The following is a 21531-nucleotide window of genomic DNA, read 5'->3' as shown; positions in this document are numbered from 1 at the left end:
GAGACGCGCGCGGTGCCGCGGGTCAGTCGGCCCCTTGGTCGGCAAGGGAAACCGCACACCATTGATAGGGCGTGCGCTGCTGTCCGACATAGGCGTCATAGGTCGTGCAGGCGGGAATGTCGATCGCCATCCCATAAGCGGCAAGGTTCGCCTTGGCCCGCGCCTCGATCTCACCGCGCCGCTCCGGGTCGGGGCCATATTGATACAGCGCGAACAGCGGCCCGCCGTGATGTGCGATCAGCTGGCGCACCTTCTGACGATGGGCGGCGGTGCGGAAGCTCGGGTCGAGCCCGACAAAGGACAGCTGTGGCGGAAACTGGGTGATCATCCAGGTCGGCGGCGGATCCATGTTGATGATCAGCACGGTGGTTCGCGCCACGTCGGTGAGCTCCGGTCGATCGACCCGGTAGGGCGGGTCGGCCCAGCGCTGATGCCCCCAGAAACGCACCCCGCCCGCGACGAACACCAGCGTCGCCGCGATCAGCAGCGGCGTGGCGATCCATCGTGCGGTCTGATCCGAGAATATTCCCCGTAGCAGCAGAACCACAACGAGCGGGGTCAACATTTCGATCGGAACGAGATAGCGCGCGATGCTGAACACCATCATCCAGAGCAGATAGGCGATCGCGAAAAACGTCAGCAGGTAGCATTGCTGCGGCTCGAACCGTCGAGCGGCCACGCCGTGCCACCGCCGAATCAGGGCCGTTGCGGCGTAGACCCAGAACGAGAGGTAGCTCACCGCCCAGATCGCCTGATGGAAGCTGGCCTGCCCTGTGCGCCGCGGCGCCAGGGTGAAGATGAACGGCCACAGTAGGTGCTCGCCGATCGTCGTCGGCAAGAACGACCTGTCGATAATGCTGAAATTCGGCGCCAATTCGCTGGGAAATAGCGACGTAAACTGCGGAAATAGCGGGTTACCGAACGCCCGCCACATCGTCAGATGCCAAGATCCGCCGGTGATCGCCGCGCCGCCCACCACGCCCAGTCCGAAGGCGACGACGAGCGCGAGCCGGCGCGTCCAGGGAACCGGAATGATGAACAAGGCAAGACCAAGCGCCGCAACGTGGACGCAATTGGTCAGCTTGAGACCCATGCCGAGCCCGGCGAGCAGCCCGGCGCCCCCGATCCAGCAGGCGGCGGCCGTCGCGGCGGCCGTCGCGGCGGCCTGCAGCCGCGGCCTCGCTGTGAGGATGACGAGCAGCGCCGACAGGATGAACAGCGCCGTGGCGTTGTCGCCCATGGTGTTGCCGATTTCGGAAAAGAAATTCGGCGTCAGGATGCCGGCGACACTCAGCCAGAACGGAACGCGCAGACGATCGCGCTCCGGGAGGTTGGGAAGAGCGCGGCGGATGATTTCAAACAGGAGATTGAAGTTCAGGCCATGGACGCAGCCCCAGGTGAAGCCCGCCAGCATCGCCGGCCAGTGGCGGATCATCAAATAGTAGGCCAGATCGAGCGTCGGATTGAAGTAGATCTGGAAGCTGCCGGGCGTGAAGTCGATGTCCAGTTTGCCGTTCAACAGCGCAAATGGGCCATAGAGATGGTAGTGGCGCAGATCCCAATTGTCGTCGACGCCGAGGAAAAGGGAGATCAATCCAAAAACGCCGGGGGCCGCCAGGTGGATCAGAAGACGTCGGCGACGGTCCGCGCCGGTGAGTGGCTGCAGCGAAACTGTCGACCCCATGATGCGTCCTTGTGTGGCTCATAACAAAAACCCCGCCATTTGCGGCGGGGTTCAGTCGGGAGGCGAGAGCTGGTCAGGCTCTCCTTGAAATCGCGCCGCTGAAGGCGGCTCAGGCCGGGATGCGGGCTTCTTCTTCGTGCGGCTCGCGCAGCACATAGCCGCGGCCCCATACGGTTTCGATGAAGTTGCGGCCATCGGAGGCGTTGGCGAGCTTCTTGCGCAGCTTGCAGATGAAGACGTCGATGATCTTCAGCTCGGGTTCATCCATGCCGCCATAGAGATGGTTGAGGAACATTTCCTTGGTCAGCGTGGTGCCCTTGCGCAAGCTGAGCAGCTCCAGCATCTGATATTCCTTGCCGGTCAGATGCACCCGCTGGCCGCCGACTTCGACGGTCTTGGTGTCGAGATTGACGACGAGGTCGCCGGTCTGGATCACCGATTGGGCGTGGCCCTTGGAACGGCGGACGATGGCATGGATGCGGGCGACCAGTTCGTCCTTGTGGAACGGCTTGGTCATGTAATCGTCGGCGCCGACGCCGAGACCCTTGACCTTGTCCTCGATGCCGGCGAGGCCGGAAAGAATGAGGATCGGAGTCTTAATCTTCGACACGCGCAGCTGCTTGAGAACGTCGTATCCGGACATGTCCGGCAGGTTCAGATCAAGCAGGATGATGTCGTAATCGTACAGTTTGCCGAGATCGACGCCCTCTTCCCCGAGATCGGTTGTATAGACGTTGAAGCTCTCGGATTTGAGCATCAGTTCGATCGACTGCGCGGTGGCGCTGTCGTCTTCAATCAGCAATACGCGCATGCCAGTCCCCTTTAAGCGCCGCTCCGGGCGTCAGGCGTCCGCACTACCTGCGGCACTGGAAACGCCTTTGAACAACTGATTCGGATCCTGACGTCATATGGTTAACAAAACCTGATTCGTGTCCGCAAGCTCTAACCGTGCAATTTTTATCGAATCGCCATAAGATGTTGCGTACAAGAAGTTTTTTGCATCCGTACCAGTTCAAGTTCCACATTAAGAATCGGGTTCAACCGACTCTCGCGATTCGCCCTTCGTTCTCTAGGAGCGACCGCCTTCAGCCAGCCAAAGACAGTGTGCTAATGATTAACGATGCGGGTAAACAGCAGGTTAAGGATCCGCCCACACGGCGAGGAAGTTTAAGGCTTTCGCAATGAAGGCACTGGCGGAGCAGATCGGCGATATCGACGGCGTCATGATGTACGGCCGGGTGGTCGGCGTCCGCGGACTGATGGTCGAAATCGCCGGTCCGATCCACGCCATGTCGGTCGGCGCGCGGATCGTGGTGGAAACTGGTGGTAGCCGGTTCATTCCTTGCGAGGTGATCGGCTTCAACGGCAACAACGCCGTGGTGATGCCGTTCGCCGGGCTCGAAGGGGTGCGGCGCGGCTGCCGCGCGGTGATCGCCAACGCCGCCGCGCAGGTGCGGCCGTCGCCGTCCTGGCTTGGCCGGGTGCTCAACGCGATGGGCGAGCCGATCGACGGCAAGGGGCCGCTGACCCAGGGCACCTCGCCGATGACGTTCCGGAATGCGCCGCCGCCGGCGCATTCCAGGAAGCGGGTCGGCGCGCCGCTCGATCTCGGCGTGCGGGCGCTGAATACCTTTTTGACCTGCTGCCGCGGTCAAAGGCTCGGCATTTTCGCCGGCTCCGGCGTCGGCAAATCGGTGCTGCTGTCGATGCTGGCGCGCAACGTCGACGCCGACGTCTCGGTGATCGGCCTGGTCGGCGAGCGCGGCCGCGAGGTGCAGGAATTTTTGCAGGACGATCTCGGCGACGAGGGCATGGCGCGCTCGGTGGTGGTGGTGGCGACCTCCGACGAGCCGGCGCTGATGCGGCGCCAGGCGGCTTACCTCACGCTGGCGATTTCGGAATATTTCCGCGACGACGGCAAGGACGTGCTGTGCCTGATGGATTCGGTGACGCGCTTTGCGATGGCGCAGCGCGAAATCGGGCTCTCGGCCGGCGAGCCGCCGACCGCGAAAGGCTATACGCCGACCGTGTTCACCGAACTGCCGAAGCTGCTGGAGCGCGCCGGCCCGGGATTGAACGAGGGCACCATCACCGGGATCTTCACCGTGCTGGTCGACGGCGACGATCATAACGAGCCGGTGGCCGACGCGGTGCGCGGCATTCTCGACGGCCACATCGTGATGGAGCGGGCGATCGCCGAGCGCGGCCGTTATCCGGCGATCAACATCCTGAAATCGGTGTCGCGCACCATGCCGAAATCCGCCGACCCGGCCTATCTGCCGATCATCCGCAGGGCGCGGCAGATCATGGGCACCTATGCCGACATGGAAGAGTTGATCCGGCTCGGCGCCTACCGCGCCGGCTCCAGCCCCGAGGTCGACGAGGCGATCAGGCTGCACCAGCCGCTGGAAGACTTTTTGCGCCAGGGCAAGGAAGAGGCCACCGCGCTGCAGGCAGGATACGCACAATTGGAGCAAATCGTCAGTAATTTAGAAACGGAACGCTAACTTTGTCACGCCATCATGCGGAAGAAGCACTTGCGTTGCCGGTGAGGCCCGATTCGGGAATGCCGGCTCGTCCCGCGTCAGCTTGGGACTTCTGGGGAGTATTAAGTCGATGAAGTCACGCGAAACCCTGATCCGCCTGAAGAAGTTTCAGGTCGACGAAAAGCGCCGAAGGGTCGCGCAGATCGAAGGCATGATCGCCGACTTCCAGCGCATGTCGGTCGATCTCGAACGCGAGATCCAATCCGAACAGGAGCGCGCCGGGATCAACGATCCGACGCATTTCGCCTATCCGACCTACGCCAAGGCCGCGATCCAGCGCCGCGAGAACCTGACCCGCTCGGCCGACGAACTGCGCATCCAGCTCGAGGACGCCCGCAGCCAGCTCAACGAAGCCTTCGACGAGTTGAAGAAGGTCGAATTGTTGGACGAGCGCGACCAGGCCCGCGAACGCGCCGAAGAAAGTGCGCGCGAACAGGCCGACCTCGATAGCATCGGCCTGATGCGCGCCCGGATCGGCGTGGTCGCCTGAACGGGCTTCGCCGGCGCTGCGTCGCCGGTTGATCGCAGACCGCAAACAAAACACCCGGGTCGCAAGGCCCGGGTGTTTGCGTCTGGGGGATGCGAGATGACTCGCCTCGCCGAGCGTAATCAGGCTGATTTGAGTCGGGCGGAGTAGCGTAGCGGAGTAGCGTAGGGTGGGCACGCTTCGCCGTCGCCCATCGAGCGACGGCGAAGCGTGCCCACCGCGGCTGGAAGTGGCGTCGCGACCGAGATGGTGGGCACGGCGCCACGAGCGCCTTTGCCCACCCTACGCGTGCCGCGCCCTCGACCGTTCTTAAGGACACCACATGACTGACCTCGAATCCTTCATCCGCGGCCTGCCCAAAACCGATCTCCACATGCACATCGAGGGCAGCATCGAACCCCAGCTGATGCTGGACCTCGCCGCCCGCAATGGCATGAAGCTCCGCTGGGACACGGCCGAGGCGCTACGTGGGGCCTACCAGTTCGATAACCTGCAGTCGTTCCTCGATCTCTACTTCGAGGGTTGTAAGGTGCTGGTCGCCGAGGGCGACTTTCGCGACGTGACCCGCGCCTACCTGCGCCGGGCCCATGAAGACGGCGTGGTCCGCGCCGAACTCTTCATCGGCCCGCAGAGCTTCACTGAACGTGGCACTCCACTCGAGGCGCTGATGTCCGGCGTGCTCGGCGCGATGCAGGAGGCGCGCCGCGAGCACGGACTAAGCGTCGGCCTGATGATCAGCGTCCACCGCCACCGCACCGAGGCGGACGCGATGGTCATGCTGGATCAGATCATGCCCTGGAAAGACCAGATCATCGCCATCGGCATGGGCGGCGCCGAGCTCGGCAACCCGCCCGCCAAGTTCGCCCGCTTCTTCAAAGCGGCCCGCGACCGCGGCTTTCGCACCACCGTCCATGCCGGGGAGGAAGGGCCCGCCGCCTACGTGCGTGAGGCTCTGGAATTGCTGCAGGTCGACCGCATCGACCACGGCAACGCCTGCCTCGCCGATCCCGATCTGGTACGAGAACTGGCCATGCGACGCATCCCGCTGACCGTCTGTCCGCTCTCCAATCTGCGGCTGAAGGGGGTGACGGAGATGGCGCGGCATCCGCTGAAGACCATGATGGCGCAGGGCCTGCACGTCACCGTCAACACCGACGACCCGCCTTACTTCGGCGGCTACGTGACCGAGAACCTCTTGGCCTGCCGCGAGGCTCTCGACCTGTCGCGGGAGGAGATCGTCCGCCTCGTCCGCAACGGGCTGGAGGCGGCCTTCGTGACCACGGAGGAGCGCGAAATCCTGCTCAGGCAGTTGGATGACTACCTTGCGCGGCATGCCGTCGCGTCAACGTCGTAGCAGCGTAGGGTGGGCACGCTTTCGCCGTCGCTCGCAGAGCGACGGCGAAAGCGTGCCCACCATGAGGGCGTGAAGTGGCGTTGGGATCGAGAGGAGGTGAGCACAGCGCCCAGTGCGCGTTACTACTCTCAGGTTATGACGCGGTTTGTGATTCAACCCAATCTGGTGTTAGTTTCTGACCATCAAGATTGGATTCGTCATGCTCATTCAGAACATTTGTAAGCTACGGAATGCCGGAATTTTAGCTGATCGCACTCCAAAAACGCCAAGCTTAGGGTTTAGGCGATTCAATCTGATCTACGGATTTAACGGTTCAGGCAAGAGTACTCTGTCGAGGTGTTTTGCGGCGATGCAACCGGATCCCAATACCGGATACTTGCCTGCAGCGTGCGAGTTCGAGTTCACTACAGACAGCGGCGAGACGGTGCGAGCCGGCACTCTAAACGCTTTGAATAGCCGTCTGGCGGTTTTCAATGAGGACTTCATTGATCTAAACCTGCAGTGGTCGGCCGGCAAGGCGCGCCCTGTGTTCTATATCGGCAAAGAACAAGCCGAAGCAGCTGCGAATCTGAAAAGGACTGAAGCAGCTATACCGGCGGCGACTGAGCGAAAGGCAGGTGCCGAGAAGCTTGTCAGGGCCGGGGAACAGCAAGTTGCTACATTCAAGCGTGAAGTGGCTCGGAAGATCTCTCAGGAAATCAGACCGGCAAATCGAAAATATGAGGCGCCCCAGCTCACCTCCGATTATGCTGCACTTGATTTGGATGCGGGAGCAACACTCAACGATACACAACTGGCGGCGCAGCGGGAGTTGTGTCGGCGAGATGAGGCAATGCCGGAACTCGCGAATGTAGACTTCGATACCGCACCGGCAAACGTCGCATTGCAAACGGCGATCCGCCTGCTGCAGGAGACTCCGAGCCTCACAATAATTCCTGAACTGGAGACGCACTCGGAAATGTTGCGGTGGGTTCAAGAGGGGGTAGACTATCACGAAAACCACGGACTCAATGAGTGTCTATTGTGCGGCGGTATTCTATCGTCCGAGCGCAAAGATCTGTTGGCGAGCGCGTTAGACGAGGGTTTTGAGAAATTTCAAGAGGCGCTCGACCTCGCAAAGGAGAAACTAGAGGCCGAGCGGGAACGCTATCAGAAAATAGCGTTGTCGATTTCATCATCCAGGGACGTCGTGGCCGATCGGCGCGAAGAATACGACCAAGCCGCCGGTCGGGTGAAGGAGGAGCTCGCCGATTCCATTGCGAAGGTACTTGAACCGGCGATTGCGGCGATCGACGCGAAGTTGGCGAGGCCGACTCTCAAGCCTGACGCTAAGGCGATGACGTGGGGTGATTCGCGGCTGACCGACGAAGCCTTTGCGCGGATCGAATCCTGGGGAGGGGTATTGAATCTTAATATCGCAAGACACAACGAGGCGTGCGCCAGCTTTTCTCAACGTCAGGAGGACGCGCGCCTTGCCCTGCGTAGGCACCATTTGGCCGAGAATCACCAGGAGTATGCGAGCGTTGGCGAGGCGGTGGCCAGTGCGGAGAATGAACTCAAGGCCGCGACTAGCGAACTCCAGGCGCTTCAGGCCGAAGCGCGCGATCTGAGTGTGCGTGTGAAGGAACACGGGCAAGCCGCCGCGAAAATCAACCGGCTGATCGAAGCGTATCTCGGCCACAAGGAACTCTCGATTGTCAGCGTTGATAAGGGCTACGAAATCCACCGGCGTGGTCGACCCATCGAGGGTAGCCCCAGCGAGGGGGAAAAAACAGCGATAGCCATATGTTACTTCCTGTCGACGCTGGAAGCTGACGGGAAATCTATAAAGGACAGCATCGTCGTGGTGGATGATCCAATATCGAGTCTCGACAGCAAGGCTCTCAACTACGCCTGCTCCTTGCTCTTAAGTCGGCTTGCGGATGCATCCCAGGTTTTCGTGCTGACCCACAATCAGAACTGTATGAACGAGTTTAAGAAGGCATGGAGCCGCTTCCATCGACCGCGCAAAGAAAATGCCACGCCGACCGCCAGTCTTCTTTTCCTGGACGTCAAAATTCCCCACGGAGGAGAGACGCGCACTACCACGATCGTGGAAATGTCGCGATTGCTTCGTGAGTACGACTCCGAATATCACTATCTCGTCGACCACGTTCTCAAGTTCCATGCGAGTAACGACTCGGAGTATGAGTACGCCTATATGATTCCGAACGTCCTTCGGAGGGTGCTCGACGTATTCCTCGCGTTCCGCTGCCCGGGCAGCGCTGGCTTCGCGGGCAAGATGGAACAGCTTGGGAAGGACTACGAAGCGCTCGACGGCGAGCGGGTGGCAGCGTTACAGCGACTTGTTCAGCTAGAATCCCATTCGGATAGCGTTGACGATCTCATTGGATTTTCGTCGATGACGCTCGAGGAAAGTAAGTCCGCGGCTGCGGCGCTGGTCGGCTTGATGGAAATTGTGGATCCGAATCACCTGGCCGCGTTGCGTCGCCTGTGCCGACCCGGCAAAGGTGGGTAGGCAAGGCGTCGTCGCTGCGTACGCAGGGACCCATACTCCGCGGAGGCGGCGGTTTCGCCGTGTGGTAAGTCCTCTGCTTCATCGTGGACTCCAGGGGTTATGGGTCCCGGCCTGCGCCGGGACGACCCGCAGAGAGGCCGTGCGTGATCGCGGCGATCCGACGCGAGGCTGAAACCCCGTTGGGGCGATGGAGCCTGGTCGAAAGCGCGGCGAGCGAAATCAGGGTGTCATTGCGAGCCGAGGGCGGCGCGCTGCGCCGCCTGAGCAGCGAAGCAATCCAGGGGCTGCACGCGTGGCTCTGGATTGCTTCGTCGCAAGTGCTCCTCGCAATGACGGGTGCACGCCTCGGTCCGGTGATCGGCGTTTCCTGCAAGCCTGCGCTCGCGGCGCGCCGAATATGTCTTGGCGGTGCTCAGCGGAAGGCCGCCGCCCAAGCCCCGGGGCTCTGCAACTCCGCCTATCCACACCCCATCTCCCCCGATGGTTGGTGGATGCCAGGACTGCGGTTTATGCTAGGAGGGTGCGCCGCCGATCGGCGCGCAGATGGCGATGGGGTATCGCCGTGGGGGACGTTGAATGCTGACGCCGGCTGAGTTGGTCTGGCTGCTTGCCGCTGTGTCCAAGGGCGACGAACTCGCCTTCGAGCGGCTCTATGCGGCGACGCGCGCGAAACTGTTCGGCGTGGTGCTGCGTATCTTGCGGCGTCAGGACCTCGCCGAAGAGGTCATTCAGGAAGCCTACGTCAAGATCTGGAAAAGCGCCGGGCAGTTCAACCCCGCCGTCGCTTCCCCCATCACCTGGATGGTCTCGATCGCGCGCAACCGGGCGATCGACGTGGTGCGCAAGCGCGGCGAGGTTTCGATCGAGGAAGAGCCGGCCGCGCTCGACGTGGCCGCCGACACGCCGGATCCGTTGGCGCGCCGGGAGATGACCGAAGAATTGAAGCGGCTGTTGGAATGCGTCGGCCGGCTCGAGCCGGATCGGCAGAAGCTGGTGCTGCTGGCCTATTACAACGGCTGGAGCAGGGACCAATTGGCGGCGAAGTTCGAGACGCCGGTGAACACGGTGAAGACCTGGCTGCGCCGCAGCCTGTTGGACGTGCGCGAGTGTCTGGGATTGGCATGATGGAGTACAGCGAAGACCATATCGCGCTCGCCGCGGAATATGCGCTCGGCACGCTGGACGCCGACGAGCGCGCCCAGGTCTCATCGATGATGTCGGTCGACAAGGACTTCGCCGCGATGGTCGAGGCCTGGGAGCGCAAGCTCGGCGCGCTCAACCAGATGGTCGACGCGGTCGAGCCGCCGGCGGAGTTGTGGGACCGCATCAAGCTGGCCGCCGGCCTGTCCGGCGCGCAGCAGCCGTTGCAGATTCCGCCGCTGCCGGTCGCGCCCGTGGTCGTGGCGCCTCAGCCCGAGCCCGCGGTCTCCACCGGGCTCAGCCCGGAATCCAAGCGCGTGGTGCATTTCGCGTTCCGCGCCAAGATGTGGCAGTGGGGCGCGATGGGCATAGGCGCGATCGCAGCCTCGCTGTTCGCCATCATCGTCGCGCAACTGGCGTATCCGGACATCCTGCCGAACGAATTGCGCCCCGCGATTCGCACCCAGGTGGTGCAGGTCGCAGGCCCGCCGCCGCCGATCCCGGCGCAATACGTCGCGTTGCTGCAGAAGGACGCCGCCTCGCCGGCGTTCATCCTGACGGTGAACGCCGCCACCAAGGATTTCACCGTGCGCAAGGTCGGCGCCGAGCAGGAGCCGGGCAAGAGCTACGAGTTGTGGCTGGTGTCGGACAAATTGCAGCGGCCGCGCTCGCTCGGCGTGATCGGCAGCGACGACTTCACCATCCGCGCCGCCTTGGCGGCGTTCGACAGCGACACCGTGAGCAAGGCGACCTATGCGGTCACCGTGGAGCCGGAAGGCGGCTCGCCGACCGGCGTCGCCACCGGGCCGATCGTGTTCACCGGCAAGCTGATCGAGACCGTGCCGCCGACGGCGCCGACCAAATAGCCTGCCGCAGCTTTGCCACAAGATTTTCGGCCGCAGAATCCGGCCGATCGCCAAGCCCGATCGTCAAGGCCCGATTGCCAAGGCTGCAGACAAAAGAAAACGCCCGTGGGGCGCGGGCGTTTTCCGTCTTAGGTCCACTTGGGGGAGTGGATTTTCCTAGACATCACGCGGAGCTCGGGGCTGGAAAGCGCCGCGTGAATTCGAAATCTCAACGATATCAGCGAACCAGCGAGGTGCTGGAGCTGGTGACGGTGACCGGCTGGCCGGCCTTGATCACCCGCGCGGTCTGGCTGTATGACTCATCCGAGTTGACGCGGGCGGAAATACCAAATCCTGCCACCGCGATGCCGGCGATAAGAGCAACCACCACGATTTTCAAATGGGTGGTTCGGTCGGCGCTGTAAATCGAATGATTCATTGAAGCCTCCTGCCGTTTCTCCGCTTTGGCGATGTGTCTTGCGCATTCCATCGGCGGTTCAACGTCTCGCAGGAGGAAACGTAAGAATTCTGCAATTGGTTCCGAAGAGCCGATCACAAGGCAGTGATAATTCGTGAAAGCTCGCGATCGGAAATCGCTGACGCCCCCGGCGAACGACAGTTTTATTCAATAAATCAGGGGATTACCTGATTCGCCGGCGATGCGAGGCGAGCAAAGCCGCGCGGTGTCAAGCCGCGCCTCCGGGCGGAAAGCGCTTGGCTGTTGCGGAAATGCCGCGCCGGCTCAGACGCTTCCGACGGTCTTCAGCCGCGCGCGCGGATGGATTTCGGCCTGCGACAGCACGGTGGTCTGCGCCCGGAACCGCTCCACCAGCGAGCGCACGAACGGCCGGATCGAGGCCGAGGTGACCAGCACCGGCGCCTCGCCCTCGCGCGCGGCCTGCTCGAACTTGTCGCGCACCACGGTCATGAACTCCGACAGTTTCGACGGCTGCATCGCCAGGCTGCGGTCTTCGCCCTGGCCGATGATGGATTCGGCGAACGCCTGCTCCCACTTCGCCGACAGCGCGATCAGCGGCAGATAGCCGTTGTACGAGGTGTTCTGCGCGCAGATCTGCCGCGCCAGCCGGGCCCGGACGTGCTCGACGATGGTCGACGGGTTGCGCGAAATGCCGAGCGCATCGGCGATGCCCTCGAGGATGGTCGAGAGGTCGCGGATCGAGATCCGCTCCGCCAACAGCAGCTGCAGCACGCGCTGGATGCCCGACACGGTGATCTGTCCCGGCACGATGTCCTTGACCAGTTCGCCCTGTTCTTTCGGCAGTTCCTTCAACAGCTTCTGGGTTTCGCCGTAGGACAACAGGTCGGACATGTTGTTCTTCAACAGTTCGGTCAGATGGGTCGACAGCACGGTGGCGGCGTCGACCACGGTGTAGCCCTTCATCGTCGCCTCTTCCTTGAGGCTGGCGTCGACCCAGGTCGCCGGCAGCCCGAAGGTCGGCTCGGTGGTGTGGATGCCGGGCACCGCGACCTGATTGCCGCCGGGGTCCATGACCATGAACTGGCTCGGCCAGATCCGGCCGGTGCCGGCGTCGACTTCCTTGATCTTGATGACGTAGCTGTTGGCCTCGAGCTGGACGTTGTCGAGGATCCGCACCGAGGGCATCACGAAGCCCATCTCGACCGCGAGCGAGCGGCGCAGCGCCTTGATCTGCTCGGTGAGGCGATCGGTGCCGTCCGGGCCGTTGACCAGCGGCAGCAGCGCGTAGCCGAGCTCGATCTTGAGGTCGTCGATCTTTAGCGACGCCTGGATCGGCTCCTCCTCCGCGGCGCTGGCGGCGGCGGCCGCCGCGGCCGGCGCGTTGGCTTCGCGTTCTTCGGTCACCTTGGCGGCGCGGTTGCGCTTGCCGGCCGACACCGCCAGCCACGCCGCGCCGCCGCCGAGCAGCAGGAACGGCAGCATCGGAATGCCGGGCAGGGTGGCCAGCACCAGCATGACGCCGGCCGACATGCCGAGCGCCTGCGGATAGCCGGACAATTGCTTCATCAGCGCCTTGTCGGCGGCGCCGGAGACGCCGGCCTTCGACACCAACAGGCCGGCGGCGGTGGAGACGATCAACGCCGGCACCTGCGTCACCAGGCCGTCGCCGACGGTCAGCAGCGTGTAGGTCCGCGCCGCCTCGCTGAACGAGAGGCCCTGCTGGGCGACGCCGATAATAATGCCGCCAATCACGTTGATGAACACCACCAAAAGGCCGGCGACGGCGTCGCCGCGGACGAACTTCGAGGCACCGTCCATCGCTCCGAAGAAGCCGCTTTCGTCTTCCAGGTCCTTGCGGCGCGCCTTGGCGGTCTTTTCGTCGATCAAGCCGGCGGACAGATCGGCGTCGATCGCCATCTGCTTGCCCGGCATCGAGTCCAACTGGAACCGCGCGGCGACTTCGGCGATACGGCCCGAACCCTTGGTGATGACGACGAAGTTCACGATCACCAGGATCGCGAACACGATGATGCCGATGACGAAATTGCCGCCCATCACGAAATTGCCGAACGCCTCGATGACGTGGCCGGCGGCGGCGGTGCCCTCATGGCCGTGCGACAGGATCAGCCGCGTCGAAGCCATGTTGAGCGACAGCCGCAACATCGTGGAGATCAATAGGATGGTCGGAAACGAGGAGAATTCCAGCGGCGCCTGGATGAACAGCGCGGTCATCAGGATCAGGATCGACAGCGTGATCGAGATCGCCAGAAACAGGTCGAGCACGACCGAGGGCAGCGGCATGATCAGCACGACCAGGATGGTCAGCACGCCGAACGCCAGCGCCAAATCGCCGCGCTTCAGCATGGTGCCGAGTTCGCCGAGGCTCGGGATCTGCATCCCCTTGGCGCCGCCGCCCTGACCCGCCGCTACATCGGACATCGTTGCCGCTTCCCCCCGCGGTTGTCGCCCGCGGCTGCTAAACGCCTGCGCGACGGCCGAAGGGCCGCCGGCTTGAAGGTGAGGCACCGCACTGGCGTCTACGGGCAATCCCCGAATTCACGCGGTCGACGACACTCAACTCACTAGGCAATTTTTGCCCTGTGCATGGTTAGGAAAGGGTTAACGCGGGCGGCTGTCGCCCATCCTTCCGACGGCGTCGGCTCCCGCTCGCGGGTTGTTGCGAGCCGCTCTTGACCCTTACCCGCAGGCCGGCGAAGTTGCGTCGTGGAAACGCCTTCTTCAACAGCCGCAACGTCGGCCAAATTCATCCCAGATTCTCGCCAGGCGTGGATCAGGCTGGCCCTTGCGCTGGCGATCGGCTCGATCGGCAGCGTCGGCATGTGGTCGGTGGTGGTGGTGCTGCCGGTGGTGCAGGCCGAATATCACACCACCCGCGGCGCGGCCTCGCTGGCCTTCACGCTGGCGATGCTGGGGTTCGGCCTCGGCGGGGTTCTCACCGGCAAGCTGACCGACCGCTTCGGCATCGTGCCGGCGATCGGGCTTGGCGTGGTGGTGTTGGGGCTCGGCTATGTCGGGGCAGGGGTTTCGACCAGCCTGTGGCAATTCGTGCTGTTGCATCTGTTGATCGGCGCCGGCTCGTCGGCGACCTTCGGCCCGTTGATGGCGGAGGCGTCGCACTGGTTCGAGCGTTACCGCGGCCTGGCCGTCGCGATCGCCGCCAGCGGCAACTATGTCGGCGGCACGATCTGGCCGCCGCTGGTGAATTGGGGCGTGCAGTCGTTCGGCTGGCGGCCGACCCATATCGGGATCGGCGTGGTCTGCACGGCGACGATGGCGGTGGTGCTGCTGGCGTTGCGGGCGCGCATGGGCCGCCACGAGGCGCACCGCCACCTCAACGCGCCGCCGCCGCGGATCGATCTGCGGCTGCCGACCAACACGCTGACGGCGTTGCTGTGTGTCGCCAGCGTCGCCTGCTGCGTGGCGATGGCGATGCCGCAGGTGCATATCGTGGCCTATTGCGGCGACCTCGGCTATGGGCCGGCGCGCGGCGCCGAGATGCTGTCGCTGATGCTCGGCTTCGGCATTGCCAGCCGGATCGGCTCGGGTTTTCTCGCCGACCGCATCGGCGGCATCAAGACGCTGCTGCTCGGATCGGTGGCGCAGGGCGTTGCGCTGTTGTTCTACCTGTTCTTCGACAGCCTCGGCTCGCTCTACGTCATTTCGGCGATGTTCGGCCTGTTCCAGGGCGGCATCGTGCCGAGCTATGCCATCATCGTCCGTGAGGCGATGCCGGCCAGCGAGGCCGCCACAAGGGTCGGGATGGTGATCCTGGCCTCGGTGCTCGGGATGTCGCTGGGCGGCTGGATCTCCGGCGTGATCTTCGACGCCACCGGCTCCTACGCCGCGGCGTTCATCAACGGCATGGCCTGGAACGCGCTCAACGTCACCATCATGGTGGCGCTGCTGATCCGGGCGCGGGGCCGGCCGGCGGTGGCGTGAGCCGGATACTAGGTAGCGTCCCTAGTCGCGCTGCTATTGCTACTCTCACCACCATTGAGTTCCGCTAAAGTTAGGTTGAAAGGTATCCACGGCCGAGTTCCGTGTGCGGAACCTGTCAACGGCAACTTGGACCAAAGCCTCTCTTGCTAGCATCCGTTTTGCATGGAGAGATTGTGTGAGGGGTGACTTTCTCCGAGGCGGGACGGCGATGATCGATATCAGCGATTGCAGCAGTTGGACGGAGGCGGTGGCACCGAGACGGGATGATCCCGTTCTGTTTCTGCATCCGCCGAAGAGCGCCGGGATGACCGTCCTTTCGTTTTTTCGCTTGAATCAGTCCGGCGATAATTTCGTCAATTTGAGCCGGGATTCCGGCGGCGTTGCGGCCAATACGCCTCGTTATCTTCAGACCAGGATCGGAGGCGGCCACCTGGTCTATGGCGTCCACCATCAACTCCGAAGGCCACTGAACTACGTGACGATCCTTCGCGATCCGCTTCAAAGGCAGATTTCGCATTTCCATTATGTTCGAACCGGCAAGAACGGAGTGATGAGCGAGGGCTGCAGCGTCTCCTCGGAGGAGAGTCTCGTCTATCGAGGGGCCATCACGCTGGAGGAATGGGTCGAAAATTCCCTCCAGGAAACCAATTTGCTCGTCAAAATGCTGAGCGGTAAAGCGCCCAACGAGCGCTCGCTCGCGGAGGCCAAGGCCAACATCGAATCCGGAAGAATCTTCGCTGGACTTGCCGAAGACATGGAGTCCTACTTGCTGCTTCTGTGCGGGCGAACCGGTTTGTCGCGTCCATTTCATTTCGACACAAACCGTACCAGGACGATTGAAAAGAGCGACTCGCCGAGTCCAGCGGCCATCGCGAGCTTCAAACATCTCAACCGGCTCGACTACGAGTTGTTTGAGTTTGTGAAATTGCGGACCCGGTGCCTCGTCGCAGAGCTCCCGGACTTCTTTGAGAAGGCGCTGACCGATGTCCGAGTGATCCAGCGCAGAATAGATCACCTCGCGAATCCTCACGAACACAATTACATCGACCGCGGTTTTGACGCCGGCTTCCTCTCAAGGGTTTGCGATTGCATCGGAGGCGGCGTTGAGTCGATCGACCGATGCATCGAGGCACTACGGCCTCTGCTGGGCAGCCAGCCGCCGTTTCATCACGGCTTCGTTGACGACGTCAGCAACGGTGTGGTGACCGGATGGGCCGTCAATCTCGAAGCTCCCGGCGAGAGATTGTTGATCGAGATTCGTTCGGCCGCCGAGGTGATCGCCACCGGCTGGACCGACCTGCCCAGGCCGGATGTCAGCCAGGCCGGATTTGGCAACGGCGGATCTGGCTTTTCGATCAAGTTGCCGGAAGGCTTTTCCGACGACTTCGTGGTCGGCATCCGCGGCGCCTTCGATGGTCTGCAACATGCCGGCCCTTGGAAGCTTGGTTGGAATTGTTGCTGAGGCGGCGCTGCTTGAGAACTCTGAAGCCTCTGATTGCCTCCGGCTCAGATTGCCCGGAATTCATAATCGCTTGAACCTATTGGCTTTTCTGCGCCGCCCGATCACGGTAGCCGGCTGCTGGGAGCGATCAGACAACGTGACGATTGCCGGATGGTGGGTGGCATTGTATGGGTGCCCACCGTCGTCCGCGCGACGCCCGGGCCTGTAGCTCAATGGTTAGAGCCGGCCGCTCATAACGGTCTGGTTGCAGGTTCGAGTCCTGCCGGGCCCACCAAAGGAATTTGACAAGAATATCATCGCCCGTGCCGGCCTTCCCGCGCCGCGGCCGAGGGGATGGCATCGCGCCGTGTTCCAGCGACATATCGAGATCGGCACCGGTGTCACCCGGCCGTGTTGGCTTTCTTTTCGTGGGAAAAGATCCAGACCACGCCCCCCAGTGCACCGACGAAGAACGTCACCGCGCCGAACAGCAGCGAGATGTTGACGCCGTCGGCGAGCGGCAGCCCGGCATAGCCGAACGCCACCATCATCGCGGTCTCCCGGACGCCCCAGCCGGCGATCGAAATCGGCAGCATGGTCACCAGCGTGACCGGCGGGATCAGCAGCAACAGTTCCCAAAACTGCACCGGCGCGGCGATCGATCGCGCCACGCACCAGACGATGGTCACCGTGAGCGCGTGAATGACGAATGACAGCAGCGCCACCCAGGCGCCGCCGGCGCTTTCGAACAGCACACGGTTGGCGACCACCGAACAGGCCTGAATGTGATGCGTCGGCCGCCAGGCCTTCAGCCGGTGCCAGCGAATTTTGCCGAACGCCAGAAAGCCGATGCCGCCGCCCAGCGCGGCGAGATCGATCAGCGTCACCCCGGTGCGGCCGTGCGGGTCCTGGATCAGTTGGTAACTCCAGGGCAGGCTGACAATGACGATGATGGCCAGCGCAATGAGGCCGATCGCCCGATCCACGAACACCGAATAGGCGGCGGCACGCCAGCCGGCGCCGGTGCGGCTCACCAACAGCAGCCGGACCGCGTCGCCGCCGATCGACGACGGCAGGGTCTGGTTGAAGAACGCGCCGATCATGTTGAAGCGAAGCGCCTGACCGATCGACAGCGGTGCTGCGCAATAAGAGCTGATCCGGCGCCAGCGCAGCGCCGAACAGCCGATCTGAACCAGAAAGATGCCGATCGACAGCGCCAGCCAGCCGATGCTGCCGCGGCCGATCCGCGCCCAAAGCGCTGCAAAATCGACGTTGCGCAGCGCCAGGAAGAGGAGCCCCGCCGAGACCAGGAATTTGAGCGCCTGAATAGCGAATTTGCGCATCAAACAGGCCGCGCGACGAACTGAATAGCGTGATTGAAAAACATCATGACAAATCGTTTGCCTGCATCTCGCGACGGCGCCGCAACCGTTGCATAACGATCTTTGTGAATTCGCCGGGTTGTAAATCGTTTGCCGAGGCTCCGCAACCGATCACCTCCGCCCGTCTGCATCGGCTCTCGCCACTTCGCTTGCCCACCAGGCGTAAGTCGTCTCGAGGCCGCGGCGCAGCGAATAGCTCGGCTGCCACCCGGTGGAGCGGATCAGCGTCGGACTGGCAACGATCATCGCCGGGTCGCCCTCGCGGTCGGGCCTGGCGCCGAGCCGGATGAGCTCCGCGCGGCCGCTGATCTCGCCAATTAGTTCGACAATGCGTCGCAGTTGGATCGGGTCGCCGGAGGCGAGGTTGACCGCGCCTTCAAGCGGCGAATTCAGCAGCGCCACGGCGGCGGCCGCCAAATCTTCGATATAGAGGAAATCGCGCCAGGCCGCGCCGGAGGAGAATTCCGCGGGCTGCCCCAGCGCCAATTGCCGGCAGGCGTAAGGAATGATCCGGCCGGCATTTTCGTAAGGGCCATAGCCGAAGAACACCCGGCCGGTGGCGGCGGACAGGCCGAGCTTGGCGGAGGCCGCCTGCAGCACGTCATGGAATGACTTCTTGGCGCTGCCGTACAGCGTGTTCGGCCGCTCCGGGGTGACGCCCTCGACCATGCAGCCATACGACCAATCATATTCCGCGGCGGTGCCGATCTGTACGAAACGCTCGCCGCCCGATGCTGCGAAGGCGCGCAATAGGTCGCAGCTCGCGGCCAGCCACGCCAGGTTCTCCGGGCTGCCCCAATAGTCGTTGTGCGCGGTGATCCAGGCCGCATGCAAAACATGCGTCGGACGCAGCTTCAGGCAGAGCGCATGAGCCGCGTCCGGCTGCAACAGATCGAGGCTGTGCCAGACGGTGCGGGCCTGGCCATTGTCGCTGTCCCGCCGGCGCGATTGCGTGGCGTGGATCTCAGTGACACGGGGATCGGCTTCGAGCCGACGCAGAACGTGCCGTCCGATGAAGCCGCGAGCGCCGGTGATCAGGACGCGCATGGCGGGCTCACTGCGAGACGGAGGTCGGATCGATCGCCGCCAGCGCGGGCAGATCGCGATCGCGCTGGCTGATGACAGAAGGCGGGTGCGGCCAGCGCACGGCGATCTGCGGATCGCTGAAGTTCACGCCGCGCGCCAGGCTCGCCACGTAAGGCTGCGCGATCTGATAGGCTACCGTGGTCTCGTCGGTCAGCGTCAGAAAGCCGTGGGCAAACCCTCGCGGAATATACAGCGCGCGCTGGTTCTGCTCGGTGAGCTCGGCGGCGTACCATCTGGCGAAAGTCTTCGAATCGGTGCGGATATCCACCGCGACGTCGAAGATCGCGCCATTCACCACCCGCACCAGCTTGTCTTCCATGTGCGGCTGTGCCTGAAAATGCAGGCCGCGCAGGGTGTATTGCGCGCGGTTGTAGGATAGGCTGGCCTGGTCGATCGCCGGGTTGAGGCCGTGGGCCTCGAAGGTCGACGCGCAGAACGTCCGCAGGAAGTAACCGCGCTCGTCCGCGATGATGTCGGGCTCGATCAGCACGCAGCCGGCCAGCGGTGTCGGGATGATCTTCAACGCCGTCAATCCTCACACAATGCGCGGCAGCGGAATCGGAATGATGAACTTGCCGCCCCAGGCGCGCACCGAGGCCATTTGTTCGACGATTTCTGCTTCCAGATTCCACGGCAGCACCACGATATAATCGGGCTTGGCCTCGGCGATCGCCTCCGGCGCCAAGATCGGCAGCCTGGTGCCGGGAAGGAACATGCCCTGCTTGTGCGGCGAGCGATCGACGGTGAAGTCGATCATGTCGGCGCCGATGCCGCAGTAGTTCAACAGCGTATTGCCCTTGGCCGGCGCGCCGTAGGCGGCGATCCGCTTGCCCTGGCGCTTCAGGTCGATCAGCAGCGACAGCAGCGCGCGCTTGGTTTCGCGGACCCGCTCGGCGAATCCCAGATAGGGCGCGTTGGTTTGCAATCCCATGTCGGCTTCGCGGGCGCGAACCGCGGCGAGGCCCGGCTGAGGCTTGTGCTCGGCGTCCTTGCGGCAGGCGAACAGCCGCAGCGAGCCGCCGTGGGTCGGCAGTTCCTCGACGTCGAACACCCGCAGCCCCTGCGATTCGAAGATCCGTTCGCAGGCCAAGAGTGACAGATAGGAGAAATGCTCGTGGTAGATAGTGTCGAACTGATTGTGCTGGAACATCTGCAACAGATGCGGGAATTCGAACGTCGCGACACCGTTGTCGGCCAGCAGGATGGCAAAGCCGCGGACGAAATCGTTGATGTCGGGAACGTGGGCGAGCACGTTGTTCGCCGTCGTCAGATCGGCGCGGGTGCCGCTGTCGACCAGTTCGGTCGCGGTGGCGCTGCCGAAGAACTTCACCAGGGTCGAGATGTTGCGTTCGTCCCGCGCCACCTTCGCCACCGAGGCGCTGGGCTCGATGCCGAGCACCGGAATGCCGGCCTTCTGGAAGTACTGCAGCAGATAGCCGTCGTTGCTGGCGATCTCGACCACCAGCTTCGATCCGTCGATCGCAAAGCGCTGCTGCATCTGCTGCGCATAGCGTTCGGCATGCGCCAGCCACGACGTCGAATAGGACGAGAAATAGGCGTAGTCGGCGCGGAACAGTTCGTCGGAGCGGAAGAAGTTCTGCAGCTGCACTAGCCTGCAATTTTCGCAGACATAGGTGCGCAGCGGATAGTAGGGCTCGCCGCCGTCCACCGCCTCGGCGGACAAATAATCGTTCGAGATCGGGGTGCTGCCGAGATCGGCGACCAGGATGTCGAGCGGGCTGGAGCAATGCCGGCAGAGCCGTTTGGACGTCATGACATATCCTTAAAGAAACCTCGGTCGAAGATCCGCCGATCCATCACGTGAAAGCCCGGTTCACCAAACCTTCCAGGGCGCCTTCGATGTGGCCCAAAGCTGCTCGAGATATTGCTTGTCGCGGAGCGTATCCATCGGGTGCCAGAAGCCGCGATGCTTGTAGGCGACGAGTTGCCCCTCGGCGGCGAGCCGCTCCAATGGCTGGCGTTCCCAGATCGTCGAGTCCTGTTCGATGTAAGGCAGCACATCGGGGGAGAGCACGAAAAACCCGCCGTTGATCCAGCCCAATTCGCCGTCGGGCTTCTCTTGGAAGCTCTGCACTTCGTCGGCCGGATTGAGCACCAGCGCGCCGAACCGGCCGGGCGGGCTGACCGCGGTGATGGTCGCCAGCTTGCCGTGCGCGGTGTGGAATTTCAGCAGCGCCCCGATGTCGATGTCCGAGACGCCATCGCCATAGGTCAAGCAGAACGGAGTGTCGCCGACGTATCTTGCCACGCGCTTCAAGCGGCCGCCGGTCATGGTCTCGAGGCCGGTGTCGATCAGCGTGATCTTCCAGTCCTCGGCGCGCTTATGGTGGTAGATCACCGAATTGTCGGTAAAGTCGAAGGTGACGTCGGATTGATGCAGGAAGTAGTTCGAAAAGTACTCCTTGATCATATATCCCTTGTAGCCGAGACAGACCACGAACTCTTTGATGCCGTGCGCGTAGTACGTCTTCATGATGTGCCAGAGGATCGGCAGTCCTCCGATTTCGATCAGCGGCTTGGGGCGCGTCGAGGTCTCCTCGGCGATCCTCGTCCCCATTCCTCCGGCGAGGATCACGGCCTTGGTGATGTTGGTCATTGCGGTCTGTCGATCAAAAGAGGCTGGGAGAG

General features: G+C 63.0%; 17 protein-coding genes and 1 tRNA gene. 9 read left to right on the top strand and 9 right to left on the bottom strand.

Annotation, left to right across the window (positions count from 1 at the left end; translation table 11 throughout):
* Positions 1 to 22 precede the first annotated feature (22 nt).
* The gene (locus RPC_RS21165; protein ID WP_049766147.1) at positions 23 to 1594 is read right to left on the bottom strand and encodes a hypothetical protein; all 1572 of its coding nucleotides are present in this window, start codon (positions 1592 to 1594) and stop codon (positions 23 to 25) included.
* A 199-nt stretch (positions 1595 to 1793) separates the two neighbouring features.
* On the bottom strand, positions 1794 to 2495 hold the full coding sequence (gene ctrA / locus RPC_RS21160; RefSeq protein WP_011474638.1) for a response regulator transcription factor CtrA: 702 nt from the start codon (positions 2493 to 2495) through the stop codon (positions 1794 to 1796).
* Positions 2496 to 2865: 370 nt separating this feature from the next.
* Between ctrA and fliI the strand changes: the two genes are divergently transcribed.
* The 6 genes from fliI to RPC_RS21130 all read left to right on the top strand — a co-directional run bounded on the left by fliI (position 2866) and on the right by RPC_RS21130 (position 10595).
* Positions 2866 to 4191, top strand: a complete 1326-nt coding sequence (gene fliI / locus RPC_RS21155) for a flagellar protein export ATPase FliI (protein ID WP_011474637.1) — start codon at positions 2866 to 2868, stop codon at positions 4189 to 4191.
* A 109-nt stretch (positions 4192 to 4300) separates the two neighbouring features.
* Positions 4301 to 4720: a flagellar export protein FliJ gene (gene fliJ, locus RPC_RS21150; RefSeq protein ID WP_011474636.1), complete on the top strand. Its 420-nt coding sequence runs from the start codon at positions 4301 to 4303 to the stop codon at positions 4718 to 4720.
* 319 nt (positions 4721 to 5039) lie between these two features.
* A complete protein-coding gene (locus RPC_RS21145) occupies positions 5040 to 6071 on the top strand; it encodes an adenosine deaminase (RefSeq protein ID WP_011474635.1) in 1032 nt (343 codons plus the stop codon).
* A gap of 199 nt (positions 6072 to 6270) precedes the next feature.
* Positions 6271 to 8589 (top strand): AAA family ATPase, encoded by a 2319-nt coding sequence (locus RPC_RS21140; RefSeq protein WP_041802180.1) that lies wholly within the window; start codon positions 6271 to 6273, stop codon positions 8587 to 8589.
* Positions 8590 to 9165: 576 nt separating this feature from the next.
* Complete coding sequence (locus RPC_RS21135; protein ID WP_011474633.1) at positions 9166 to 9714, top strand: sigma-70 family RNA polymerase sigma factor; 549 nt, start codon at positions 9166 to 9168, stop codon at positions 9712 to 9714.
* On the top strand, positions 9714 to 10595 hold the full coding sequence (locus RPC_RS21130) for an anti-sigma factor (RefSeq protein WP_041802178.1): 882 nt from the start codon (positions 9714 to 9716) through the stop codon (positions 10593 to 10595). Before RPC_RS21135 ends, RPC_RS21130 begins: the two co-directional genes overlap by 1 nt.
* Positions 10596 to 10812: 217 nt before the next feature.
* Here RPC_RS21130 and RPC_RS21125 read toward each other — a convergent pair whose 3' ends face one another.
* Both RPC_RS21125 and flhA read right to left on the bottom strand, forming a co-directional pair.
* On the bottom strand, positions 10813 to 11013 hold the full coding sequence (locus tag RPC_RS21125; RefSeq protein WP_041803162.1) for a hypothetical protein: 201 nt from the start codon (positions 11011 to 11013) through the stop codon (positions 10813 to 10815).
* Between the two features lie 303 nt (positions 11014 to 11316).
* Complete coding sequence (gene flhA / locus RPC_RS21120; protein WP_011474630.1) at positions 11317 to 13452, bottom strand: flagellar biosynthesis protein FlhA; 2136 nt, start codon at positions 13450 to 13452, stop codon at positions 11317 to 11319.
* 285 nt (positions 13453 to 13737) lie between these two features.
* Here flhA and RPC_RS21115 point away from each other — a divergent pair, with 285 nt between their 5' ends.
* The 3 genes from RPC_RS21115 (at position 13738) to RPC_RS21105 (ending at position 16709) form a co-directional block, all read left to right on the top strand.
* Entirely contained in the window at positions 13738 to 14973 is a 1236-nt protein-coding gene (locus tag RPC_RS21115) for an MFS transporter (RefSeq protein WP_011474629.1), read from the top strand.
* 208 nt (positions 14974 to 15181) lie between these two features.
* Positions 15182 to 16435: a sulfotransferase family 2 domain-containing protein gene (locus RPC_RS21110; protein WP_011474628.1), complete on the top strand. Its 1254-nt coding sequence runs from the start codon at positions 15182 to 15184 to the stop codon at positions 16433 to 16435.
* Between the two features lie 198 nt (positions 16436 to 16633).
* Positions 16634 to 16709, top strand: a tRNA-Ile gene (locus tag RPC_RS21105).
* A gap of 106 nt (positions 16710 to 16815) precedes the next feature.
* On the opposite strand, the gene RPC_RS21100 is transcribed toward RPC_RS21105, so the two are convergent.
* The 5 genes from RPC_RS21100 to rfbF all read right to left on the bottom strand — a co-directional run bounded on the left by RPC_RS21100 (position 16816) and on the right by rfbF (position 21499).
* Positions 16816 to 17757, bottom strand: coding sequence for a lysylphosphatidylglycerol synthase transmembrane domain-containing protein (locus RPC_RS21100; RefSeq protein ID WP_011474627.1), 942 nt, complete (start codon positions 17755 to 17757; stop codon positions 16816 to 16818).
* 150 nt (positions 17758 to 17907) lie between these two features.
* Entirely contained in the window at positions 17908 to 18843 is a 936-nt protein-coding gene (locus RPC_RS21095) for an NAD-dependent epimerase/dehydratase family protein (protein WP_011474626.1), read from the bottom strand.
* A gap of 7 nt (positions 18844 to 18850) precedes the next feature.
* Entirely contained in the window at positions 18851 to 19405 is a 555-nt protein-coding gene (gene rfbC / locus RPC_RS21090) for a dTDP-4-dehydrorhamnose 3,5-epimerase (RefSeq protein ID WP_011474625.1), read from the bottom strand.
* A gap of 12 nt (positions 19406 to 19417) precedes the next feature.
* Complete coding sequence (locus tag RPC_RS21085; RefSeq protein ID WP_011474624.1) at positions 19418 to 20656, bottom strand: methyltransferase domain-containing protein; 1239 nt, start codon at positions 20654 to 20656, stop codon at positions 19418 to 19420.
* 60 nt (positions 20657 to 20716) lie between these two features.
* Positions 20717 to 21499, bottom strand: a complete 783-nt coding sequence (rfbF, locus tag RPC_RS21080; RefSeq protein ID WP_011474623.1) for a glucose-1-phosphate cytidylyltransferase — start codon at positions 21497 to 21499, stop codon at positions 20717 to 20719.
* Positions 21500 to 21531 lie beyond the last annotated feature (32 nt).

Origin of the sequence: Rhodopseudomonas palustris BisB18, from assembly GCF_000013745.1 — a bacterium.
Classification (GTDB): Bacteria; Pseudomonadota; Alphaproteobacteria; order Rhizobiales; family Xanthobacteraceae; genus Rhodopseudomonas_A; species Rhodopseudomonas_A palustris_F.
The sequence above is the reverse complement of the archived record's forward strand: the minus strand, read 5'-3'. Positions and strand labels throughout refer to the sequence as shown.